Genomic DNA, 19698 nt, shown 5'->3' with positions numbered 1-19698 from the left:
ACGGGCCCTCGTGCAGCCTGTGCCCCGGCCAAGGGCCGGGCTGCGGGTCCGGCGACCGATGATCCCGTGTGTTTTTGTGTTGGTCCCGTCAGGAGTGCCGCGTGATGTCCGTCGCCCTCGTTCTTGTCTGTGTGTGGGGTGCGGTCGCCTGTGCCGCAGGTCTTGCACCGCGCCGCTATCACTGGCCCTTTGCCTGGGCGCTGATCGGAACGGGCATTCCGCTTCTCGGGCTCGTCACCATGAGCATGGGGCCCGCCATGGGGCTGATCGGGCTGGTGGCCGGTGCGGTTCTCTTGCGCTGGCCGATCCTGCGGGCGGGGCAGCGTCTGGCGGGGCTTCTGGCGCCGCAAGAGGCCGAGCAGCCGCGCGAGCATCCCGGCGAATGATCCCGCGCCGCGACCCGGCTGGACAGGTGCGGGGCCTGCGGTTAGCACGCAGGCCATGACGGACATCCCCGACATTCCCCTGCGCGGCACGCGCACGCAGGACCGCCCGCTTGCCGATCTGACATGGTTGCGTGTCGGCGGACCGGCGGATTGGCTGATCCAGCCTGCCGATGAAGACGACCTTTGCAGCTTTCTGGCCGCGCTCGATCCGGCCGTTCCCGTCTTTCCGATGGGGGTGGGGTCGAACCTGATCGTACGTGACGGCGGTCTGTCGGGTGTCGTGATCCGGCTGGGGCGGGGGTTCAACGCCATAAGGGTCGAGGGCGATCTGGTGATCGCAGGGGCGGCGGCGCTCGATGCCCATGTCGCGCGCAAGGCGGCCGAGGCGGGGCGCGACCTGACCTTTCTGCGCACCATTCCCGGCTCGATCGGCGGGGCGCTCAGGATGAATGCGGGCTGTTACGGCAGCTACGTGGCGGATCATTTCGTCGCCGCCCGCGCGGTCCTGCGCGATGGCAGCGCGGTCACGCTGGGGCCCGGTGACATCGCCTTTGCCTATCGCCAGACCGACCTGCCCGAGGATGCCGTGATCACCGAGGTGACGTTTCGCGCCGACGAGGGCCAGCCCGAAACGCTGGCCGCCCGGATGGAGGACCAGATCGCGCGGCGCGACGCGTCCCAACCCACCAAGGACCGCAACGCGGGCAGCACCTTCCGCAACCCCGCCGGCTATTCCTCGACGGGTCGTGCCGATGATGTGCATGACCTGAAAGCCTGGGCCGTGATCGATGCGGCGGGCATGCGGGGCGCGCGCCGGGGGGGCGCGCAGATGTCCGAGAAACATTCCAACTTCCTGATCAACACCGGCGATGCCACGGCAGCCGATCTGGAAGCTTTGGGTGAAGAGGTCCGAAAAAGGGTTTTCGAGACACAGGGAATAGAGCTACAATGGGAAATCATGCGCGTCGGGCGACCGGGCGCGTGACACAGGCATGAACCGACCCGGAACACCGGGCGGAACACAAGCGGCCGACCGGGCAAAGAACCCGGCGGCATCGAGAGGCACAGGTGGCGGGTTCGAGCGGAAAAACCCCCCGTGTTGCGGTCCTTATGGGTGGCCCTTCGTCCGAGCGCGAGGTGTCGCTGTCCACAGGCCGTGGCTGCGTTGAGGCGCTGCGGGGCGAAGGCTACGAGGTGATCGAGGTCGATTGCGGCCCCGATCTGCCCATGCGCCTGTCCGATCTGAAGCCCGATGTCTGTTTCAATGCGCTCCATGGCCGCTGGGGCGAGGATGGCTGTGTTCAGGGCATTCTCGAATGGATGCGCATTCCCTACACCCATTCGGGCGTGCTGGCCTCGGCGCTGGCGATGGACAAGGCCCGGACCAAGGATGTCTACCGCGCCCATGGCCTGCCGGTCGTCGACAGCCTGATCCTGCCCAAGGCGCAGGTGATGGCCGCCCACGCGCTGCAACCGCCCTATGTCGTCAAACCCAACAACGAGGGCTCTTCGGTCGGCGTCTACCTTGTGACCGAGGGTGCGAATGGTCCGCCCAAGCTTTCCGACACGATGCCCGAGATGGTCATGGTCGAGGCCTATGTGCCGGGGCGCGAGCTGACCTGTTCGGTGATGGGCGCGGGGCCGGATGATCCCGGCGCGCTGACCGTCACCGATATCCTGACCGATGGCTGGTACGATTACGCCGCGAAATACGTCGCCGGCGGATCGCGCCACGTGGTGCCCGCCCAAGTCCCGCAAGAGATTTTCGACGCCTGCATGGACATGGCCGTGACGGCGCATCGCGCGCTGGGCTGCCGGGGTGTCAGCCGCACCGATTTCCGCTGGGACGAAAGCCGGGGTCTTGCGGGGCTTGTGCTCCTTGAGACCAACACCCAGCCGGGGATGACGCCCACCTCGCTCACGCCCGAACAGGCGGCGGCTTGCGGGATTTCCTTTGGCGCGCTTTGCCGCTGGCTGGTGGAGGATGCGTCATGCGACCGCTGATCGCCCGCCGCGACCCGCTCCCGCCCGGTCTGCGCCGGGAGACGGCCCAAGCGCCCCAACCCGCGCCGCGCGCGGTCGAGCCGCCGGCCGCCCGCACGATGGCCGCCGCAGCACCCGAGGCCCCGCGCGATCCCGCGCCCTCGATCTGGTCCTACCGGGTGCAGCGGCTTTGGCTGACACCCTTGTTTCGCAAGCTCGTGCGCGTAGGCGTGCCGGCCTTTGTGCTGTGTTTCGGTGGCCTCGTCTATTTCGGGGATGCCGAACGGCGCGCGGCGCTTTGGGACGCGGGTCAGGAAATCCGGCGCGAGATCGAAAGCCGCCCCGAATTCCGCATCACCGTGATGGGGGTCGAAGGCGCAAGCGACCGTGTGATCGGCGAGGTGCGGGCGGCGTTGGGGTTGCAGCTGCCCATGTCCTCCTTCGATCTCGACCTTGCGGCGCTGCGCGACCGGGTCGAGGCCCTGCCTTCGGTCGCCTCTGCCGAATTGCGCATCCAGTCGGGCGGCTATCTGGCGGTGCGCGTGGTGGAACGGGTGCCTGCCCTGATCTGGCAGACGCGCGACGGCCTCGCGCTGATCGATGCCGAGGGGCATTTCGTGGCCAGTCTTGACGATCACTTGCTGGAACGGCCCTTGCCTGCCGTGGCGGGCGATGGCGCCGATCTGGTGGTGGGCGAGGCGCTTGCGCTTCATGCCGCGGCTGCGCCGCTGGGCGATCGGCTCCGCGGCCTTGTGCGGGTGGGTGAGCGGCGCTGGGACGTGGTGCTGACCGATGGGCGGCGCATCCTCTTGCCCGAACAGGGCGCGGTGCAGGCGCTGGACCGGGCGCTGGCCCTTCAGGACGCCTCCCGCATCCTTGACCGGGATGTTCTGCGCATCGATCTGCGCAACCCCGACCGATTGACGGTGCAACTGACCCGTCCAGCGCTGGAGGAGCTCGAGCGCCTCCGCGAGATGGAACGCGACACCCTGAGCGGAGAGCGAAACGGATGACCATTCTGTACCAGTCGCAGCGAGCCATGCGGGCCAAGCGGCAGGAGGCGATGCGCCGGGGCGTGATCGCCGTGCTCGACATCGGCACCTACAAGACCTCGTGCCTGATCCTCAAATTCGACCAGTCCAACACGATGGGCCCGGCCGAAGGGATCGGTGCGATGGCGGGCCAGGCCAGTTTCCGCATCATCGGCGCGGCCACGACCCGGTCACGCGGCGTGCGCTTTGGCGAGATCGACATGGTTCAGGAAACCGAGCGCGCGATCCGAACTGCCGTTCAGGGCGCACAGAAGATGGCGCAGGTGCGCGTCGATCACGTGATCGTCGCTTTGGCGGGCGCGCGGCCGCGCAGCTACGGGCTTGATGGTGAGGTCACGCTGACGACGGGCACGGTGACCGATCAGGATGTGGCGCAGGTTCTGGCCGAATGCGACCTGCCCGATCTGGGGCAGGGCCGCGAGGTGCTGCACGCCCAGCCGGTGAATTTCTCGCTCGATCATCGCACGGGTCTGACCGATCCGCGCGGCCATGTCGGCAATCGCCTGTCGGTGGACATGCATCTGTTGACGATCGAGGCGCATGCCATCGAGACGCTGCTGCATTGCGTCAAGCGCTGCGATCTGGAATTGGCGGGTCTGGCCAGCGCGCCCTATGTCGCCGCCGTCTCGAGCCTCGTCGAGGACGAGCAGGAACTGGGGGCTGCCTGCATCGACATGGGCGGCGGCACCACCAGCCTCTCGATCTTCATGAAGAAACACATGATCTACGCCGATACGGTGCGCATGGGGGGCGACCATGTGACCGGCGACATCAGCCAGGGTCTGCATATCCCCATGGCCCATGCCGAAAAGATAAAGACCCGTTTCGGCGGCGTGATCGCCACCGGCATGGACGACCGCGAGATCATCGAACTGGAAAGCGAGACGGGCGATTGGCACCACGACCGGCGCACCGTCACGCGGGCCGAGCTGATCGGCGTGATGCGCCCGCGCGTGGAGGAGATCCTCGAAGAGGTGAAGGCGCGGCTGGATGCGGCGGGCTTCGATCATCTGCCGAGCCAGCGGATCGTTCTGACCGGCGGCGCAAGCCAGATCCCGGGGCTTGACGGGCTGGCAAGCCGCATCCTCGGCAACCAGGTGCGCCTGGGCCGACCGCTCCGCGTTCAGGGCCTGCCGCAATCGACCTGCGGGCCGGCCTTTTCGGCCTGTGTCGGTCTTGCGCTCTTTGCGGCCTATCCGCAGGACGAATGGTGGGATTTCGAGACGCCCGCCGACCGTCTGCCCGCGCGCAGCCTCAAGCGCGCCGTCAAATGGTTCCGCGACAACTGGTGACCCCCTGATCTGGTGGCCGAACCCCAAAGGCGGGGGAAATGGGCGAAATTCCGCCCCATATTTCGCGGTCTTGCCCGAATTTCCGCGTGACGTGTCCTGTGGAAACAGGTAAGTTTGGGGAAATCAGAGGCAGAAGCGGACCGTCGGCGAAAAGACTGCGGCCGGATCACAAGATCGAAATACAGGCGGACAGATCCATGACACTCAACCTGATGATGCCGAACAGCCAGCCCGACCTGAAGCCGCGGATCACCGTGTTCGGCGTGGGTGGCGCGGGCGGCAATGCCGTGAACAACATGATCGACCAGAACCTCGACGGGTGCGAGTTCGTGGTCGCCAATACCGATGCGCAGGCGCTGACCCAGTCGCGCGCCACGGCCAAGATCCAGATGGGCGCCCGCGTGACCGAGGGTCTGGGCGCAGGCGCGCGCCCCGCCGTGGGTGCGAGCGCCGCCGAGGAAAGCATCGAGGAAATCGTCGATCACCTGGCCGGCGCGCATATGTGCTTCATCACCGCCGGCATGGGCGGCGGCACCGGCACGGGCGCAGCCCCGATCATCGCGCAGGCCGCGCGCGAGCTGGGCGTTCTGACCGTCGGCGTCGTCACCAAGCCCTTCCAGTTCGAAGGCTCCAAGCGGATGCGCCAGGCCGATGAAGGCATCGAGCAGCTGCAAAAGGTCGTCGATACGCTGATCATCATTCCCAACCAGAACCTGTTCCGGCTGGCGAATGAAAAGACCACCTTTACCGAAGCTTTCGCCATGGCCGACGACGTTCTGTACCAGGGCGTCAAGGGCGTGACCGACCTGATGGTCCGTCCGGGTCTCATCAACCTCGATTTCGCCGATGTCCGCGCGGTGATGAACGAGATGGGCAAGGCGATGATGGGCACCGGCGAGGCCGAGGGCGACAGCCGTGCGCTTCAGGCCGCCGAAAAGGCCATCGCAAACCCGCTTCTGGACGAGATCAGCCTCAAGGGCGCGCGCGGTGTCCTGATCAACGTGACGGGCGGCTATGACCTGACGCTCTTCGAACTGGACGAGGCCGCCAATCGCATCCGCGAGGAAGTGGACCCGGACGCCAACATCATCGTCGGCTCGACGCTCGACCCGGACATGGAAGGCAAGATGCGCGTCAGCGTCGTCGCCACCGGCATCGACGTGGGGGAGGCACAGGTGCAGATGGCCCCCGCGCGCAGCTTTGCCGCCGCCGCCGTGGCCAGCCGCACCGCGCCCGCTCCGGTCGCCGAAGCCCCGCGCCCCGCGCCGCAGCCCGAACCCGTCGAGGAAGCGATGGAAGCGGCCGAGGAGCCCTCGCTTTTCACGAGTTTCGCTGCAGAGGAGCATGAGGACGATTTCGCCGACGATATCGTGCCGCCCCCGGCCTATCGCCCCGCGACCCATGTAGCCGCACGCCCCGATCCGCGCATGGCCGCATCGGCCGAGCCGGAATTCGTCGCGCCGCGTCCGCCCGCCGCCGGAACCCCGACGCCCGAGGCGCTGGCCCGGCTGCGCGCCGCGATCACCAAGGATACCCATCGGCCCGCCGCTGCATCCGAAGCTCAGGCCGACGCGCCCCAGCGTGGCCGTCTCGGGATCGGCTCGCTCATCAACCGCATGACCGGTCACGCCGAGGAAACCGTCGCTGCCGAGCGGCGCCAGCCGCCGATGTCGGGCGCACGTCCCGCCGCACCGGCACCGCATCGCGCGGTCGATGACGGGATCGTCGACCCCGATCAGGAACGGATCGAGATCCCTGCCTTCTTGCGCCGGCAGGCGAACTGAACCGCTTCACATGATGACAGGAAAGGCCGACGGTCCGTCGGCCTTTTTTCTTTTGGAAACAGGGAATTATTCAGGGTCAAGGGTGCAATCGGCGAAACATTGCCGATGGGTTTCGGCATTGTTGCAGGGAGTCATAAAGGTTGAATTGTCCCTGTTCCGTCCCCCCTGTATCCCATGAATGTGGCGAAAACCGGGCCACCCGTCGCAATCCGCGACTGCCCGGGTAACGCGGCCGGCACCTGCGGTGCGGGCACTACGAGGTTCGGAGATTTCATGCAGGCAACGCTGCGGCAACCGGTCAGTTTCACGGGTGTAGGACTTCACACCGGTGGGACCGTGCATATGACGGTGCGTCCTGCTGCGGCGCATATGGGCCTGTGGTTCCGGCGTACCGATCTTGATGGCAGCGCAGCGATCCCCGCGCGCTACGACGTCGTGCCCATGAGCCGTTTGTGCACCAAGTTGCAGGGCGAGGATGGGGCCGAGGTCTCGACCGTCGAGCATGTCATGGCCGCCCTTGCAGGCTGCGGCATCCACAACGCCACGGTCGAGGTCGACGGGCCCGAGATGCCGATCCTTGACGGGTCCGCCGCGCCTTTTGTGCGCGGTTTCCTCGATGCGGGCATCGTGCGCCAAGCCGCGCCGATCCACGCCATCGAGATCCTGCGCGAGGTTTCCGTGTCCGAAGGCGAAGCAACGGCCAGCTTTGCCCCCGCATCGGGGCTCGAGATGGATTTCACCATCGATTTCGAAGATGCCGCCATCGGCCGTCAGCGCCGGGTTGCGAACCTCGCCAACGGGCGCTTCGTGCGCGAGCTTTGCGACAGCCGCACCTTCTGCCGTCAGGCCGATGTGGATGCGATGTGGGCGGCGGGTCTTGCCTTGGGCGGGACCTATGAGAATGCGGTGGTCGTGGACGGCGGTGTCGTTCTCAGCCCCGGCGGTCTGCGTCATGCCGACGAGGCTGTGCGCCACAAGATGCTGGACGCGCTGGGTGATCTGGCGTTGGCCGGTGCCCCGATCCTTGGCCGCTATACCGGGGTGCGCGCCGGTCACATGTTGACCAACCAGCTTTTGCGCGCGCTTTTCGCCCGGCCCGACGCCTGGCGCTTTGTCGAGTGCACCCCCGAACAAGCCGCGCGCCTGCCCGGCATGGGCGTCAAGGTCGCAGACCTTGCCGATGTGGCCTGAGCCCCCGACAGGGTCCCGTGGCCCGGTTGCGAAAAGCGGATTTCAGGCGTTTTGCCCTATGAAAGAATATGCTAGGACCAGTCGCAGAGCGACCGGCCACGGCTGGGCGATCCTGGAAAACTTGGGGTTTCGAGCATGCAAAGCCGCGGCAACGCCATGATCCGCAAAGCGGGCCTTTTCACCGGTCTGGTGATGGTGATGGCACTTTCGGCCTGCGGTGGCGGCAATGGTGGCGGTTGGTTCGCCAGCCGCAACGCGACCGTGCCGCTCGAGGAACAGGATGCGGTCACGATCTACCAGCAGGGCGAGGCGGAACTTGAAAACGGTCGCCCCGATCGCGCCGCCGCCCTCTTCATCGAGGTGGAACGCCTCCACCCCTATTCGGAATGGGCAAGCCGTGGCCTGATCATGGCCGCCTTCGCCTATCACGAGGACGAGGATTACGAGAATGCGCGCATCGCGGCGCAGCGCTACCTCGATTTCTACCCCGGCGAGGAAGATGCCGCCTATGCACAATATCTTCTGGCGCTCAGCTATTATGACCAGATCGACGAGGTCGGCCGCGATCAGGGCGTGACCTTCCAGGCGTTGCAGGCGCTGCGCGAGGTGATCGAGCGTTATCCCGACAGCGAATACACCCAGGACGCGATCCTGCGCTTCGAAGTGGCCTTTGACCATCTTGCCGGCAAGGAGATGGAGATCGGGCGCTATTACCTGCGCCGGGGCCATCATGCCGCCGCGATCAACCGCTTCCGCGTCGTGGTCGAGCAGTTCGAGACGACCAGCCACACGCCCGAGGCGCTGATGCGTCTGGTCGAAGCCTATCTGGCGCTTGGCCTGACGGACGAGGCGCAGACAGCCGGGGCGATCCTTGGCTACAACTTCCAATCCTCGCCCTTCTACGACGATGCGTTCCGCCAGTTGACGGGTCAGAACCTTGCGCCCGAGGCGCAGGGCGAGGGCTGGCTGCGCGACATCTGGCAGCAAACCGTCCGGGGTGCCTGGTTGTGATGCGGCGCGCGCCCTTGACGGGGCGCGGGGGCTAGGGGAAACCGGGCGACGATGCTGCGTCACCTCGACATCCGCGACATGCTTATCATCGACCGGCTGGAGCTTGCCTTTCAGCCGGGTCTGAACGTGCTGACCGGCGAAACCGGCGCGGGCAAATCGATCCTTCTCGACAGTCTGGGCTTCGTGCTGGGCTGGCGCGGCCGCGCCGATCTGGTGCGCAGCGGCGCCGAGCAGGGCGAGGTCGTGGCCGAATTCCATCTTGCGCCCGGCCATCCTGCCCTTGCCCTGCTGGAGGAGGCGGGCTTCGAGCCGGACGAGACGCTGATCCTGCGCCGCGTGAACACGCCCGAGGGGCGCAAGACGGCATGGGTGAACGATCGCCGTGCCTCGGGCGATCTGCTCCGCGCGCTCTCCGACACGCTGGTCGAACTGCATGGCCAGCAAGATGACCGTGGCCTGTTGGATCCGCGCCAGCACCGGGCGCTTCTGGATCAATTCGGGGCGCTTGGTGACATGGTTGCGGCCACCCGCGCTGCATGGACCGACCGCCGCCGCGCGCTTGCCGCGCTTGAGGCCGCCGAGGCGCGGCTGGCTACGATGCGCGCGGAAGAGGATTTCCTGCGCCATGCCGTGGCCGAGCTTGACAAGCTCGACCCCCAGCCGGGCGAGGAGGAAACCCTCGACGCCCGCCGCCGCCTGATGCAGGCCGCCGAACGCATGCGCGCCGATGTCGCCCGTGCCGCGGCGGCCCTTGGGACCGAGGGGGCAGAGGGCGCGATGGGCGATGCGCGCCGCTGGCTCGACGGTGTGGCCGACCGCGCCGAAGGGGGGCTGGACGAGGCGCTTGCCGCGCTCGACCGCGCGCTCGTCGAACTGACCGAGGCGCAATCGGGCGTCGAACGCTTCGCCGAGGTGCTCAGCTTCAACCCGTCCGAGCTGGAAGAGACCGAGGAACGGCTTTTCGCCCTGCGCGCGCTTGCCCGCAAACATTCCGTCGCGCCAGATGATCTGGCGGGGCTTGCCGATACGCTTCGGACCCGACTGACCCAGCTTGATGGTGGTGCGACTGAAATCGCGGCGCTGAAGGCCGCAGCCGACAGGGCAGGGGCCGCCTTCGATACCGCCGCCGAAACACTGCGGGCCGCGCGCCGCGAGGCCGCCACCCGCCTCGATGCCGCCATGGCCGAGGAATTGGCCCCCCTCAAGATGGAGCGCGCGGTCTTCACCACCCTGATCGAGCCTGCCGCACCCGGCCCCGAAGGCATCGATCTTGTCACCTTCACCGTGGCGACCAATCCGGGCGCGCCCGCCGGTCCCTTGAACAAGATCGCCTCGGGCGGGGAATTGTCCCGCTTCCTTCTGGCGCTCAAGGTCTGCCTGACGGGCGATGACAGCGGTCTGACCATGATCTTCGACGAGATCGACCGGGGCGTGGGCGGGGCCACCGCCGATGCCGTGGGCCGCAGGCTCAAGGCGCTGGCTACGGGTGGTCAGGTTCTGGTCGTCACCCATTCGCCGCAGGTGGCAGCCCTTGGCGCGCATCACTGGCGTGTTGCCAAGCAGGTCGAAGGCGAGGTCACGCTGAGCCGCGTTGTCCCCCTCGACCCGGACGCCCGGATCGACGAGGTGGCGCGGATGCTCTCGGGCGATACGGTGACGGAGGCCGCCCGCGCCGCCGCCCGCGCACTTCTGGACGGCTGACCGTCACGTCCCGCGTTCACGAAATCCTGCATGTCCCGACACTTGGCCCCCGGATCGTGACCATCGGTGGTCTTTTCACGCGGCCACCACTCGCCTAAAGCTGGTCCTGCGCCAAAGGGCAGGGGCGCAAGGGAAGGGACAGGCGTGGCAGGGTCAGGGCGCGGCATTCCGGGGCAGGTGGCAACGCAAGCCGTCGATGCGGTGTGGCGGGGCTGGCACGTGTTGCGCCAGAAAGGACCGACCCAGATCCAGTTCTGGGTCATCGCGCTTCTGATCGGGATCGCGGCTGGTTTCGCGGCGCTTTTCTTCCGCAAGGGCATCAGCTGGCTTCAGGAAACGCTCTACGGGGTGGAGGATGTGCGGCTTCTGCATTCCTTTGCCGAAGGTCTGCCATGGCAATTGATCCTTTTGATCCCCGTGGTGGGGGGGCTTGTGGTCGGTCTGATCCTGCATTTCTTCACGCCCGATGGCCGGGTCCGCTCTGTCGCCGATGTGATCGAGGGTGCGGCGCTCGCCAACGGGCGGGTGGAGATCCGCGCGGGCCTTGCCTCCGCGCTCGCCTCGCTCATCACGCTGGGCTCGGGCGGCTCCTCCGGCCGGGAAGGGCCGGTGGTGCATCTGGCCGCTGTCATCTCCAGCTGGGTCAGCGACAGGATCAAGGCCGATGGCATCACCGGCCGCGATCTTTTGGGATGCGCGGTCGCCGCCGCCGTCTCGGCCAGCTTCAACGCCCCCATCGCAGGCGCGCTTTTCGCGCTCGAGGTGGTGTTGCGCCATTTCGCCGTCCATGCCTTTGCGCCCATCGTCATCGCCAGTGCTGCGGGCACGGTGATCAACCGGCTCGAATTCGGGGGGGTGACGGAATACAGCCTAGGCGGCGACGGCGTCTTGCAATTCTACACCGAATTGCCCGCTTTCCTGATCCTCGGCCTCCTGTGCGGGCTTGTCGCCGTCATCTTCATGCGCGCGACCTTCTGGGCCGAAGATATGGGCAATCACATCCAGCGCGCGACCGGCATGCCGCGCTGGTTGCGCCCGGCTTGTGCCGGCCTGTTGCTGGGCATGTTGGCCATCTGGTTCCCCCATATCATCGGGGTCGGCTACGAGACGACCTCCGCCGCCCTCACCGGCGAATTGCTCCTGTGGGAGGCGGTGGTCTTCACCATCCTCAAGGTCGCGGCGGCGGCCATCACCATCGGCGGACGCATGGGCGGCGGTATCTTCTCCCCCTCCCTGATGATCGGATCGATGACGGGGCTTGCCTTCGGGATCGTGGCCACCGCGATCTTTCCCGACCAATCGGGCGAGGGCACGCTTTACGCGCTCGCGGGCATGGGGGCTGTCGCCGCCGCCGTTCTCGGCGCGCCGATCTCGACCACGCTCATCGTCTTCGAATTGACCGGCGACTGGCAGACGGGGCTGGCGGTGATGGTGGCGGTCTCGATCTCGACGGCGCTGTCGTCGCGGCTGGTCGACCGGTCCTTTTTCCTTACCCAGCTGGAACGGCGCAACATCCATCTCGCCGCCGGGCCGCAGGCCTATCTTCTGGCCATGTTCCGCGTCGGCAAGGTCATGCGCCCCATGGATCACGAAAATGCCGCCCCGCAGGACCGGCTTCTCACGCTGATCGAACAGGGCATCTACACCGACACCAACGCCACGCTGGAACGCGCCCTGCCGATCTTCGAGCGTACGGGCCTCGACTACGTGCCGGTGGTCCAGCTTGCCCCCGGCGATGGCCCGCCCGCGCTCGAGGGCGCGCTGTTCCACGTCGATGCGCTCAAGGCCTATAACCGTGCCCTGGCCGCGACGGCGGCCGAGGAACACAGCTGATCAGAGCCGCTCGACCGTCACGCGGTTGGTGTAAAAGGCGATGTGGCCCTTGATCGCGGCCACGGCCTCCGACGGCTCCTCATAGGACCAGGCCGCATCCGGAATATCGCCTGCCGCGCTCGACACGGTGAAATAGCTGGCGACGCCTTTCCAGGGGCAGGTCGTCGAGCTGGTGGTCTTTTCCAGAAACGCCATGCCGATGTCTTCGCGCGGGAAATAGATCACCGGCGGATAATCCCCCTCGGTCAGCTCCAGCGCCCGGTCGCTTTCGCCCAGCACCGCGCCCCCTGCGCGCACGACCCATTTGCCGGTTGCCTTGCGGATCCTGATATGGTCGGCCATGCACGCTCCCTCCTCGTTGCTTGCGCCCCTTCTAAGGGTGCCGTGTCCCGCTTGCCAAGGCCCCGCTTGCCAAGCGTCTGTGACAGGTTGATGTCAGAGCGGCGCGCAGGCGGCCTCGAGCCAGTCGCGCACCGCACCCTCGACGAGCGGCCCGATCCGGGCCAGAACCTCCGCGTGATAGGCGTCGAGCCAGTCGCGCTCGGCCGGCGACAGCCGCTCGGCCACCACCATCCGCCGGTCGATCGGCACCCAGGTCAGCGTCTCGAAGCCCAGTTGCGCGCGATGCGCATCCCCGCCCGGCAGCGCGGGCGCCTCGGTCACCACGATCAGGTTCTCGATCCGGATCCCGAATGCCCCCTCGCGGTAATAGCCGGGCTCGTTCGACAGGATCATCCCGGGTTCCAGCGCCAGGGTCGACACCCGGCTGATGCGCTGTGGCCCTTCATGGACCGACAGGTAGACCCCCACGCCATGGCCCGTGCCATGATCGAAATCCCGCCCCGCCGCCCAGAGCGGCGCGCGCGCCAGCGCATCCAGATGCGCGCCAGCCACGCCCTTGGGAAAACGCGCCCGGTGGATCGCGATCACGCCCTGCAACACCTGGGTGAAAGCCTCGCGCGCCTCTTGCGGGACATCTCCCACCGCGATGGTGCGGGTGATGTCGGTCGTGCCGTCCTCGTATTGCCCGCCACTGTCTACCAGCAGCACCTCGCCCGGACGGACCGGGCGGTTCGTCTCCTCGCTCACCCGGTAATGCACGATCGCCCCGTTCGGCCCCGCGCCGCAGATCGTGTCGAAGGAAATGTCGCGCAGCGCGTTGGTGTCGCGCCGGAACCCTTCTAGCCGCCGCACCACGTCGATCTCGGTCAGCCCGCCCTTCGGCGCCTCGGCATCGAGCCAGCTGAGGAACCGCACCATCGCCGCCCCGTCGCGCAGATGGGCCGCGCGCGTAGCCGCGATCTCGGAAGCGGTCTTGCACGCCTTGGGCAGGATCGTCGGGTCGCGGTCATGGCTCACGCCAATCCCCGCCGCCGCCAAGAGATCGGCCAGCGCCTGTGGCGCGCTTGCCGGGTCAAGCCGCACCGGCCCGCCCAGACCTGTCAGCGCGGTCTCCATCGTCTCGGGCGCTGCCACCCGCACTTCCGCGCCCAGATGCGCAGCGAGATCCGCATCCATCCGCCCCGGGGCAAGGAACAGATCGACCCCGCCATCGACATGCAAGATCGCCATGGCCTGAACCACAGGGTTGCGCGGAATATCGCGTCCGCGAATGTTCAAGAGCCAGTTGATCCCGTCGGGCAGCGTCAGAACTGCCGCGGCTTGGCCCGCCTTGGCCAGCGCCGCCGCGCAATCCTTGCGCTTCTCGGCTCCGCTGCGTCCCGCCAGCGCGTCGGGAAAGACCTCGATCGCGCCTGCGGGCGGTTTGGGCCTGTCGGTCCAGATCGCATCGACAAGATTGCCCGTGCCGATCAGCTCCACCCCCGATCCGTGCAACCCCTTGCGAAGCGCCGCCACCTCCTCGATCGTATGGAGCCAGGGGTCAAACCCCACGCGCCCGCCCTCGGGCAGGCTCTCGCGCAGCCAATCGGCAAGCTTCACCTCCGGCCAATCGACCGGCGTGTAGACCGACAGGGCCACCTGCGCCTTCACCTGCACCCGGTAGCGTCCGTCGACGAAAACACTGGCCCGATCCGCCAGCACGGCGGCAAAGCCCGCCGATCCGGTGAACCCCGTCAGCCAGGCCAGCCGGTCGTCGCAGGGCGCCACGTATTCCCCCTGGAACCGGTCCGCGCGCGGCACGAGAAACCCGTCAAGCCCAGCCGCCGCCATCCCGGCCCTGAGCGCCGCCAGACGTGGGATCCCGTCGCCGGGCCGTGTCCTGACCTCGAAATCCTGGAACACCGCTTTCCCCTTCATCTTTCCAAAAATATGCATGCCCCGACAGTGCCACGGGCGCCGCGCGGGCCAAAGCCGCCAACCCGCCACGGGCCCCGGAAAACGCGCCGTTTTCCGCCCGCTCAGCCCGCGCGCTTCATGCCCATGACACGCGCCCGCGCCCTCGGGTCGCTGTCGAACAGGCTCGCCAGCTGCTCGGTGATCGCGCCCGCCAGCTGCTCGGCATCGGTGATCGTGACCGCGCGCTGGTAATAGCGCGTCACGTCATGACCGATCCCGATGGCCAGCAATTCCACCGCGCGCCGCTTTTCCACCATGGCGATCACGTCGCGCAGATGCTTCTCGAGGTAATTGGCCGGGTTCACGCTCAAGGTGCTGTCATCCACCGGCGCGCCGTCGGAAATCACCATCAGGATCTTGCGCGCCTCGGGCCGGCCCGCCATCCGGCGATGCGCCCATTCGAGCGCCTCGCCGTCGATGTTTTCCTTGAGAAGCCCTTCTTTCATCATCAGGCCCAGATTGTCGCGCACCCGCCGCCAGGGCGCATCGGCGCTCTTGTAGACGATGTGGCGCAGATCGTTCAGCCGCCCGGGCTGCTGCGGGCGGCCCTGGGCCAGCCATTCCTCCCGCGCCTTGCCGCCCTTCCAGGCCCGCGTGGTGAAGCCCAGGATCTCGACCTTGACCCCGCAGCGCTCCAAAGTGCGCGCCAGCACATCGGCACAGATCGCCGCGATGGAAATCGGCCGCCCGCGCATCGAACCCGAATTGTCCAGAAGCAGCGTCACCACCGTGTCGCGGAACTCGGTATCCTTCTCGATCTTGAAGGACAGGGGCGTCGTCGGGTTCGCCACGACGCGGGCCAGCCGCCCGGCATCCAGCGTGCCTTCCTCCAGGTCGAATTCCCAGCTGCGGTTCTGCTGGGCCTGCAAGCGGCGCTGCAGCTTGTTGGCCAGACGGCTCACCGCGCCCTTCAGCGGCTCCAGCTGCTGGTCGAGATAGGCGCGCAACCGCTCCAGCTCCTGCGCTTCGGCCAGATCCTCGGCGGCGATCTCCTCGTCATGGGCGGTGGTAAAGACCACGTAGGTCGGGTCCGCATCCGAATGGGGCGGAACCGGCGGCGGCTCTTGCGGGGCCTCGCCCTCGGGCAGGTCCTGTTCCTCGGCCTCGTCCATGTCGCCCTGGTCGTCCATCTGGACCTGGGCCTGGGATTGGTCCTGCTGCTGGTCCTGGCTGCGCTCGGGATCGGCCTCGGCATCCTCTTCCTGGCTGTCGTCCTCCCCGGTCGAATCGGGCTGGTCATCCTGCTCGTCCGAGGCCTCGTCCTCGCCCTCGTCATCCATCTCGTCGGGGTCGTCGCCCAGCTGGTCGCCATAGCCCAGGTCATCGATCATCCGCCGCGCAAAGCGGGCGAATGCCGCCTGGTCGCCCAGAACCTTGTCGAGATCCTCGAGCGTGCCGTCGCAGCGCTCCTCGATGAAGCCGCGCCACAGCTCCATCACGTTGGCGGCCTCGGGCGGCAGCGCGCGGCCCGTGGCCAGATGCCGGATCAGGTAGCCCGCAGCCGTGGCCAGCGGCGCATCGGCCGGGTCGCGGATATCGCCATAGCCCTTGCGCCGCGCCTCATGCCCGATCTTGGCGTCGATATTGCCCGCAGTGCCGGGCATCCAGCGCGCGCCCACCGCCTCGCAGCGCGCGATCTCCATCGCCTCCATCAGGTCGCGGGCCATGGCGCCTTGCGGGGCATAGCGCGCCGCTGTGCCCGCATCGTGATAACGGTGGCGCAGCGCCAGCGCATCCGCCGTGCCGCGCGCCAGCAGCACCTCTTCCCGGGTCATCCGGCGGCTCACCTGCGGCAGGCGGACATTGTCGCCCGAGATGCCGGGTGGATCGACCGAATAGGTGACGGCGAGGTCGGGATCATCCGCGAGAACGCGTGTCGCCTCCGCGAGCGCTTTCTTGAACGGGTCTGCCGGGTTGTCGGTAGGGTGCTTTGCCATGGCCGGGAATGTGGCGCGATGGCGGGGGAAGGGCAAGGGCCGTCGCGCGGGGCAGGGAGCGGTGGCAGGGGGCAAGCGGCCATATGGGCCGGTCGCGCGGACGATCGGTGCCGAAAGGGGCCACAAAGCTGTCGGTCCAGCGACACCCGCGCCGCCATGCCCCAGCTGTGCCATCACGGAACGCGCCGGTTTTCAGGTCTGGCGGGACGCTGGCGATCGTCGCTGCAGGCGGCATGTCGAGGTCGGGTCCCCGCGCGTGTTGACCTGCGGCTGAGCGAGGCATGTTCGGCTCTATGACTTTGGTCATAAGGACGCCGCAAAGCCCCGAGGTCCGACCAGGGTACAATTTCATTCCACGGGATTTCCGCCGATCTCACCGCAACGGCAGCCTTTATCGCTGCGTTATGCGGAGACGGACATTGCAGACCTTGGTCATGGAAGATGCAGGCGTGGGGGCGGATCGGCTCTATGAGCGCGCCCTCGATCATATGTCGACCACCTACAAAGCGGTGTTCGCGGCCGAGGTGACACAGCGCCCACCGCGTCTTGTGATCACCATGACCGACGACGGGCGCATCGCCTGCGCGGCGGGGATCAGGTGCCATGCCGATGGTTTCTTTTCGCAGCATTATCTCGACGAGACCGTCAGCGATGCCCTGACCCGGCAAGCCTCCCAGCCTGTGCTGCCCCAAGACCTGCTCGAAGTCGGCAGCCTCGCCTGCATCTCGCCCTTTTCCGCCTATCCGACCCTGCGCGCGGTTTTCGACTGGGGGCGGGCGCGCGGGATCGGCTGGGGTCTGTTCACGGCGACGGCCGAAATCCGGCGGCTGATCCTGCGGGCGCGCATCACGCCGGTGATGCTGGCCCGCGCCGAAGCCGGTCGCGTGCCGAATGCGGATGCCTGGGGCAATTACTACGATCACGACCCTTGGGTCTGCGCCTTTCGCGACCCGGCACAGGTGCCATCGACAGCCCCCCATTATGCGGAGATCGCGTGATGACGGCCCGGGTGTTTCACGCAATCGGGGCGCATGCCCGTGACCTCGGCGACAAACCTGCGTTGCGGTCCGGTGACCGGATCATCGATTATCGCCATCTTGCCGCCTTCCTGGCCGCCAGTGCGAAAACCCTGTCTGGCGCGCCTTCTGTCGTCGGCATCACGGGGGCCGATCCGTTGGAGGCTGCCCTGGCCGATCTGGCCCTGACCTACACCGGCCGCGTTTCGGTCCATCTGCCGCCGTTCTTTTCCGATGAGCAGAAGGTCCATATCATCGCCGCAGCCGGGGTCAGGGCCGTCATCGGGCCATGGGCGACCCCCGGGCAAAGGATCGCACTGCCAGCGCCCGAAACCTGCGATCTTGCCGTCGATCTGCCCGCGCCCACTGGATCGGCCAAACGCATCATCTTTACCTCGGGGTCGTCGGGACGCCCCAAAGGGGTCGTGATCGGCGCGCGCCAGATGGAAGCTGCGATTGCCGGGCTGGAACGCGCGATCCTGCCCGTGCCTTCGGATATTCACCTGTCGCTTTTGCCGATGGCGCAGCTTCTCGAACAGATCGCGGGGCTGTACCTGCCGCTTCTTGCGGGCGCACAGGTCCGCTATTGCCCCGAGGCTCTGAGCGCCCTGTTCGGGGGGGCAGTGGAACCACTTGTCCGGACGCTGGCCGAGGCGCAACCGACGACAACGATCCTTGTGCCCGCCTTGCTGTCGCGGCTTCTTGGCGGGCTCGCGATGGCGGGTGAACGCGCCCCCGACAGCCTGCGGTTCGTGGCCGTGGGCGGTGCCGCGACGGCCCCAGCATTGCTCGATGCCGCCTTGGCACATGGCATGCCGGTCCATGAGGGCTATGGCCTTTCGGAATGTTCCTCCGTCGTGGCGCTCAACCGGCCCGGCGCGAACCGCCCCGGCAGCGTCGGGCGCGTTCTGGACGGAATCAAGGTTCGCATCGACGATGGCGAAATCGTCGTCTCCGGGCCGACGGTGATGGAGGGCTATCTTGGCCAGCCTGCCGTCGAGGGGGAATGGCGCACGGGCGACCTGGGCCGGTTCGAATACGGGGTCCTGATCGTCGAGGGCCGCAAGGATTGGCTGATCGTCACGCCCGAGGGGCGCAACATCAATCCCGAATGGGTCGAAGCGCAGGTCGCCGCCGATATCCGCATTCCCGCAGCGGGCGTCCGTCTTGCCCAGGATGGGCGGCTCGAGATCATCGCGCTCGTTGCCGCCCCCGTGACACCGCAACATGTGGCCGAGCTTCTGCGCGGCTTGCCGCCCTATGCCAGACCCGCGCGCGTGATCTTCGTGCCCGCCTCGCTTCCGGGCCTGCTCAAGCCGGGCGGCGGCATGGATCGAAGCCGCCTCGGGGCCTTGGCCGCAAGTCACCCCTCCATCCGCCTGACCTATGAATTCGAGGAATTGACCGCATGACCGGACACCCCCCTGTCGCGCTGATCACCGGAGCGGGCTCCGGCATCGGCCGCGCGCTTGCCATCGCCGCGGCCCGTTCGGGATACGAGCTGGTTCTCGTGGGTCGCCGGGCCGAACAGCTCGAAGAAACCGCGGCGCTGTTGGCCCAGGCCCCCGCTCGCCTTGTCAGCGCCGATATCACCACCCCCGAGGGGCGTGCGCGCGTCGTCGAGGCGGTCGGCGCCCGGCTCGACATTCTCGTGAACAATGCAGGCACCCTGCGTGTCGGGCGTTTGACCGACATGACCGACGATGACCTGACGCAGATGATCGCCACCAATCTGACGGCGGCGGTGCAATTGACGCGCGATCTTGTGCCCGCACTGGCCCAGGCACAGGGGCGCATCGTCAATATCGGGTCGATGTTCGGGATGATCGCCTTCCCGTTCTTTGCGGCCTATTCGGCCACGAAATTCGCGATGCGGGGCCTGTCGGATGCGCTGCGGCGCGAATTGGCGGAATTCGGCATTTCCGTCACCTATGTCGCGCCGCGCGCGACCCGCACACCGGCGCAGGCCCGGTTCGCCCATCTGGTCGAACCTTTCGGCATGAAGCTCGACCCCCCAGAACAGGTCGCGCAGCGCGCCTGGGACGGCGTGCTGAAAGGCCGAAACACCGTCTATCCCGGCTTTGGCGAGCGCGTCTTCGCCACGATCCAATCGCTCTGGCCGGCCCTGATCGACAGCGCCCTGATCAAGAAGGCGCACACATCCCGAGCGCAATTCGCGCTCACGTCATTCAATGAGCACAAAGAGATCTGACC

Annotated in this window: 16 protein-coding genes; 13 read left to right on the top strand and 3 right to left on the bottom strand. The window is 67.3% G+C overall.

Annotated elements, in window-relative coordinates; all coding sequences use genetic code 11:
- Window positions 1-104: 104 nt before the first annotated feature.
- The 10 genes from AABA51_RS10670 (at window position 105) to AABA51_RS10625 (ending at window position 12233) form a co-directional block, all read left to right on the top strand.
- Window positions 105-386 (top strand): DUF2484 family protein, encoded by a 282-nt coding sequence (locus tag AABA51_RS10670; protein WP_338271814.1) that lies wholly within the window; start codon window positions 105-107, stop codon window positions 384-386.
- Between the two features lie 55 nt (window positions 387-441).
- A complete protein-coding gene (murB, locus tag AABA51_RS10665) occupies window positions 442-1371 on the top strand; it encodes a UDP-N-acetylmuramate dehydrogenase (RefSeq protein ID WP_338271812.1) in 930 nt (309 codons plus the stop codon).
- Window positions 1372-1454: 83 nt separating this feature from the next.
- Window positions 1455-2390, top strand: coding sequence for a D-alanine--D-alanine ligase (locus AABA51_RS10660; RefSeq protein WP_338271811.1), 936 nt, complete (start codon window positions 1455-1457; stop codon window positions 2388-2390).
- The gene (locus tag AABA51_RS10655) at window positions 2378-3382 is read left to right on the top strand and encodes a cell division protein FtsQ/DivIB (protein WP_338271810.1); all 1005 of its coding nucleotides are present in this window, start codon (window positions 2378-2380) and stop codon (window positions 3380-3382) included. Before AABA51_RS10660 ends, AABA51_RS10655 begins: the two co-directional genes overlap by 13 nt.
- Window positions 3379-4713 (top strand): cell division protein FtsA, encoded by a 1335-nt coding sequence (ftsA, locus tag AABA51_RS10650; protein ID WP_338271809.1) that lies wholly within the window; start codon window positions 3379-3381, stop codon window positions 4711-4713. The genes AABA51_RS10655 and ftsA overlap by 4 nt, the downstream gene beginning before the upstream one ends.
- A gap of 197 nt (window positions 4714-4910) precedes the next feature.
- The gene (ftsZ, locus tag AABA51_RS10645; RefSeq protein ID WP_338271807.1) at window positions 4911-6497 is read left to right on the top strand and encodes a cell division protein FtsZ; all 1587 of its coding nucleotides are present in this window, start codon (window positions 4911-4913) and stop codon (window positions 6495-6497) included.
- A 273-nt stretch (window positions 6498-6770) separates the two neighbouring features.
- Complete coding sequence (gene lpxC / locus AABA51_RS10640; RefSeq protein ID WP_338271805.1) at window positions 6771-7688, top strand: UDP-3-O-acyl-N-acetylglucosamine deacetylase; 918 nt, start codon at window positions 6771-6773, stop codon at window positions 7686-7688.
- A 156-nt stretch (window positions 7689-7844) separates the two neighbouring features.
- On the top strand, window positions 7845-8699 hold the full coding sequence (locus AABA51_RS10635; protein ID WP_338271804.1) for an outer membrane protein assembly factor BamD: 855 nt from the start codon (window positions 7845-7847) through the stop codon (window positions 8697-8699).
- A gap of 51 nt (window positions 8700-8750) precedes the next feature.
- On the top strand, window positions 8751-10400 hold the full coding sequence (gene recN, locus AABA51_RS10630; RefSeq protein WP_338271802.1) for a DNA repair protein RecN: 1650 nt from the start codon (window positions 8751-8753) through the stop codon (window positions 10398-10400).
- Between the two features lie 177 nt (window positions 10401-10577).
- Window positions 10578-12233 carry a chloride channel protein gene (locus AABA51_RS10625; RefSeq protein WP_416916647.1) on the top strand — a complete coding sequence of 552 codons (1656 nt, stop codon included), beginning with the start codon at window positions 10578-10580 and terminating at the stop codon, window positions 12231-12233.
- Here the strand turns inward: AABA51_RS10625 and AABA51_RS10620 are convergent, their stop codons facing one another.
- The 3 genes from AABA51_RS10620 to cobT form a co-directional block, all read right to left on the bottom strand.
- Window positions 12234-12575 (bottom strand): DUF427 domain-containing protein, encoded by a 342-nt coding sequence (locus AABA51_RS10620; RefSeq protein ID WP_338271800.1) that lies wholly within the window; start codon window positions 12573-12575, stop codon window positions 12234-12236.
- 93 nt (window positions 12576-12668) lie between these two features.
- Window positions 12669-14477: an aminopeptidase P family protein gene (locus AABA51_RS10615; protein WP_425328841.1), complete on the bottom strand. Its 1809-nt coding sequence runs from the start codon at window positions 14475-14477 to the stop codon at window positions 12669-12671.
- A 116-nt stretch (window positions 14478-14593) separates the two neighbouring features.
- Window positions 14594-16468 (bottom strand): cobaltochelatase subunit CobT, encoded by a 1875-nt coding sequence (cobT, locus tag AABA51_RS10610; RefSeq protein ID WP_338271798.1) that lies wholly within the window; start codon window positions 16466-16468, stop codon window positions 14594-14596.
- A 434-nt stretch (window positions 16469-16902) separates the two neighbouring features.
- Here cobT and AABA51_RS10605 point away from each other — a divergent pair, with 434 nt between their 5' ends.
- The 3 genes from AABA51_RS10605 to AABA51_RS10595 are packed head-to-tail and all read left to right on the top strand — an operon-like array spanning window position 16903 to window position 19696.
- Window positions 16903-17466 carry a thermostable hemolysin gene (locus AABA51_RS10605; RefSeq protein WP_338271796.1) on the top strand — a complete coding sequence of 188 codons (564 nt, stop codon included), beginning with the start codon at window positions 16903-16905 and terminating at the stop codon, window positions 17464-17466.
- Window positions 17466-18896: an AMP-binding protein gene (locus tag AABA51_RS10600; RefSeq protein WP_338271794.1), complete on the top strand. Its 1431-nt coding sequence runs from the start codon at window positions 17466-17468 to the stop codon at window positions 18894-18896. Before AABA51_RS10605 ends, AABA51_RS10600 begins: the two co-directional genes overlap by 1 nt.
- On the top strand, window positions 18893-19696 hold the full coding sequence (locus AABA51_RS10595; protein WP_338271793.1) for an SDR family NAD(P)-dependent oxidoreductase: 804 nt from the start codon (window positions 18893-18895) through the stop codon (window positions 19694-19696). The genes AABA51_RS10600 and AABA51_RS10595 overlap by 4 nt, the downstream gene beginning before the upstream one ends.
- Window positions 19697-19698: the final 2 nt, after the last annotated feature.

The organism is Roseicyclus marinus, assembly GCF_036322625.1.
GTDB classification, from domain to species: domain Bacteria; phylum Pseudomonadota; class Alphaproteobacteria; order Rhodobacterales; family Rhodobacteraceae; genus Roseicyclus; species Roseicyclus marinus_A.
This window is presented reverse-complemented; position numbering and strand designations above follow the sequence as displayed.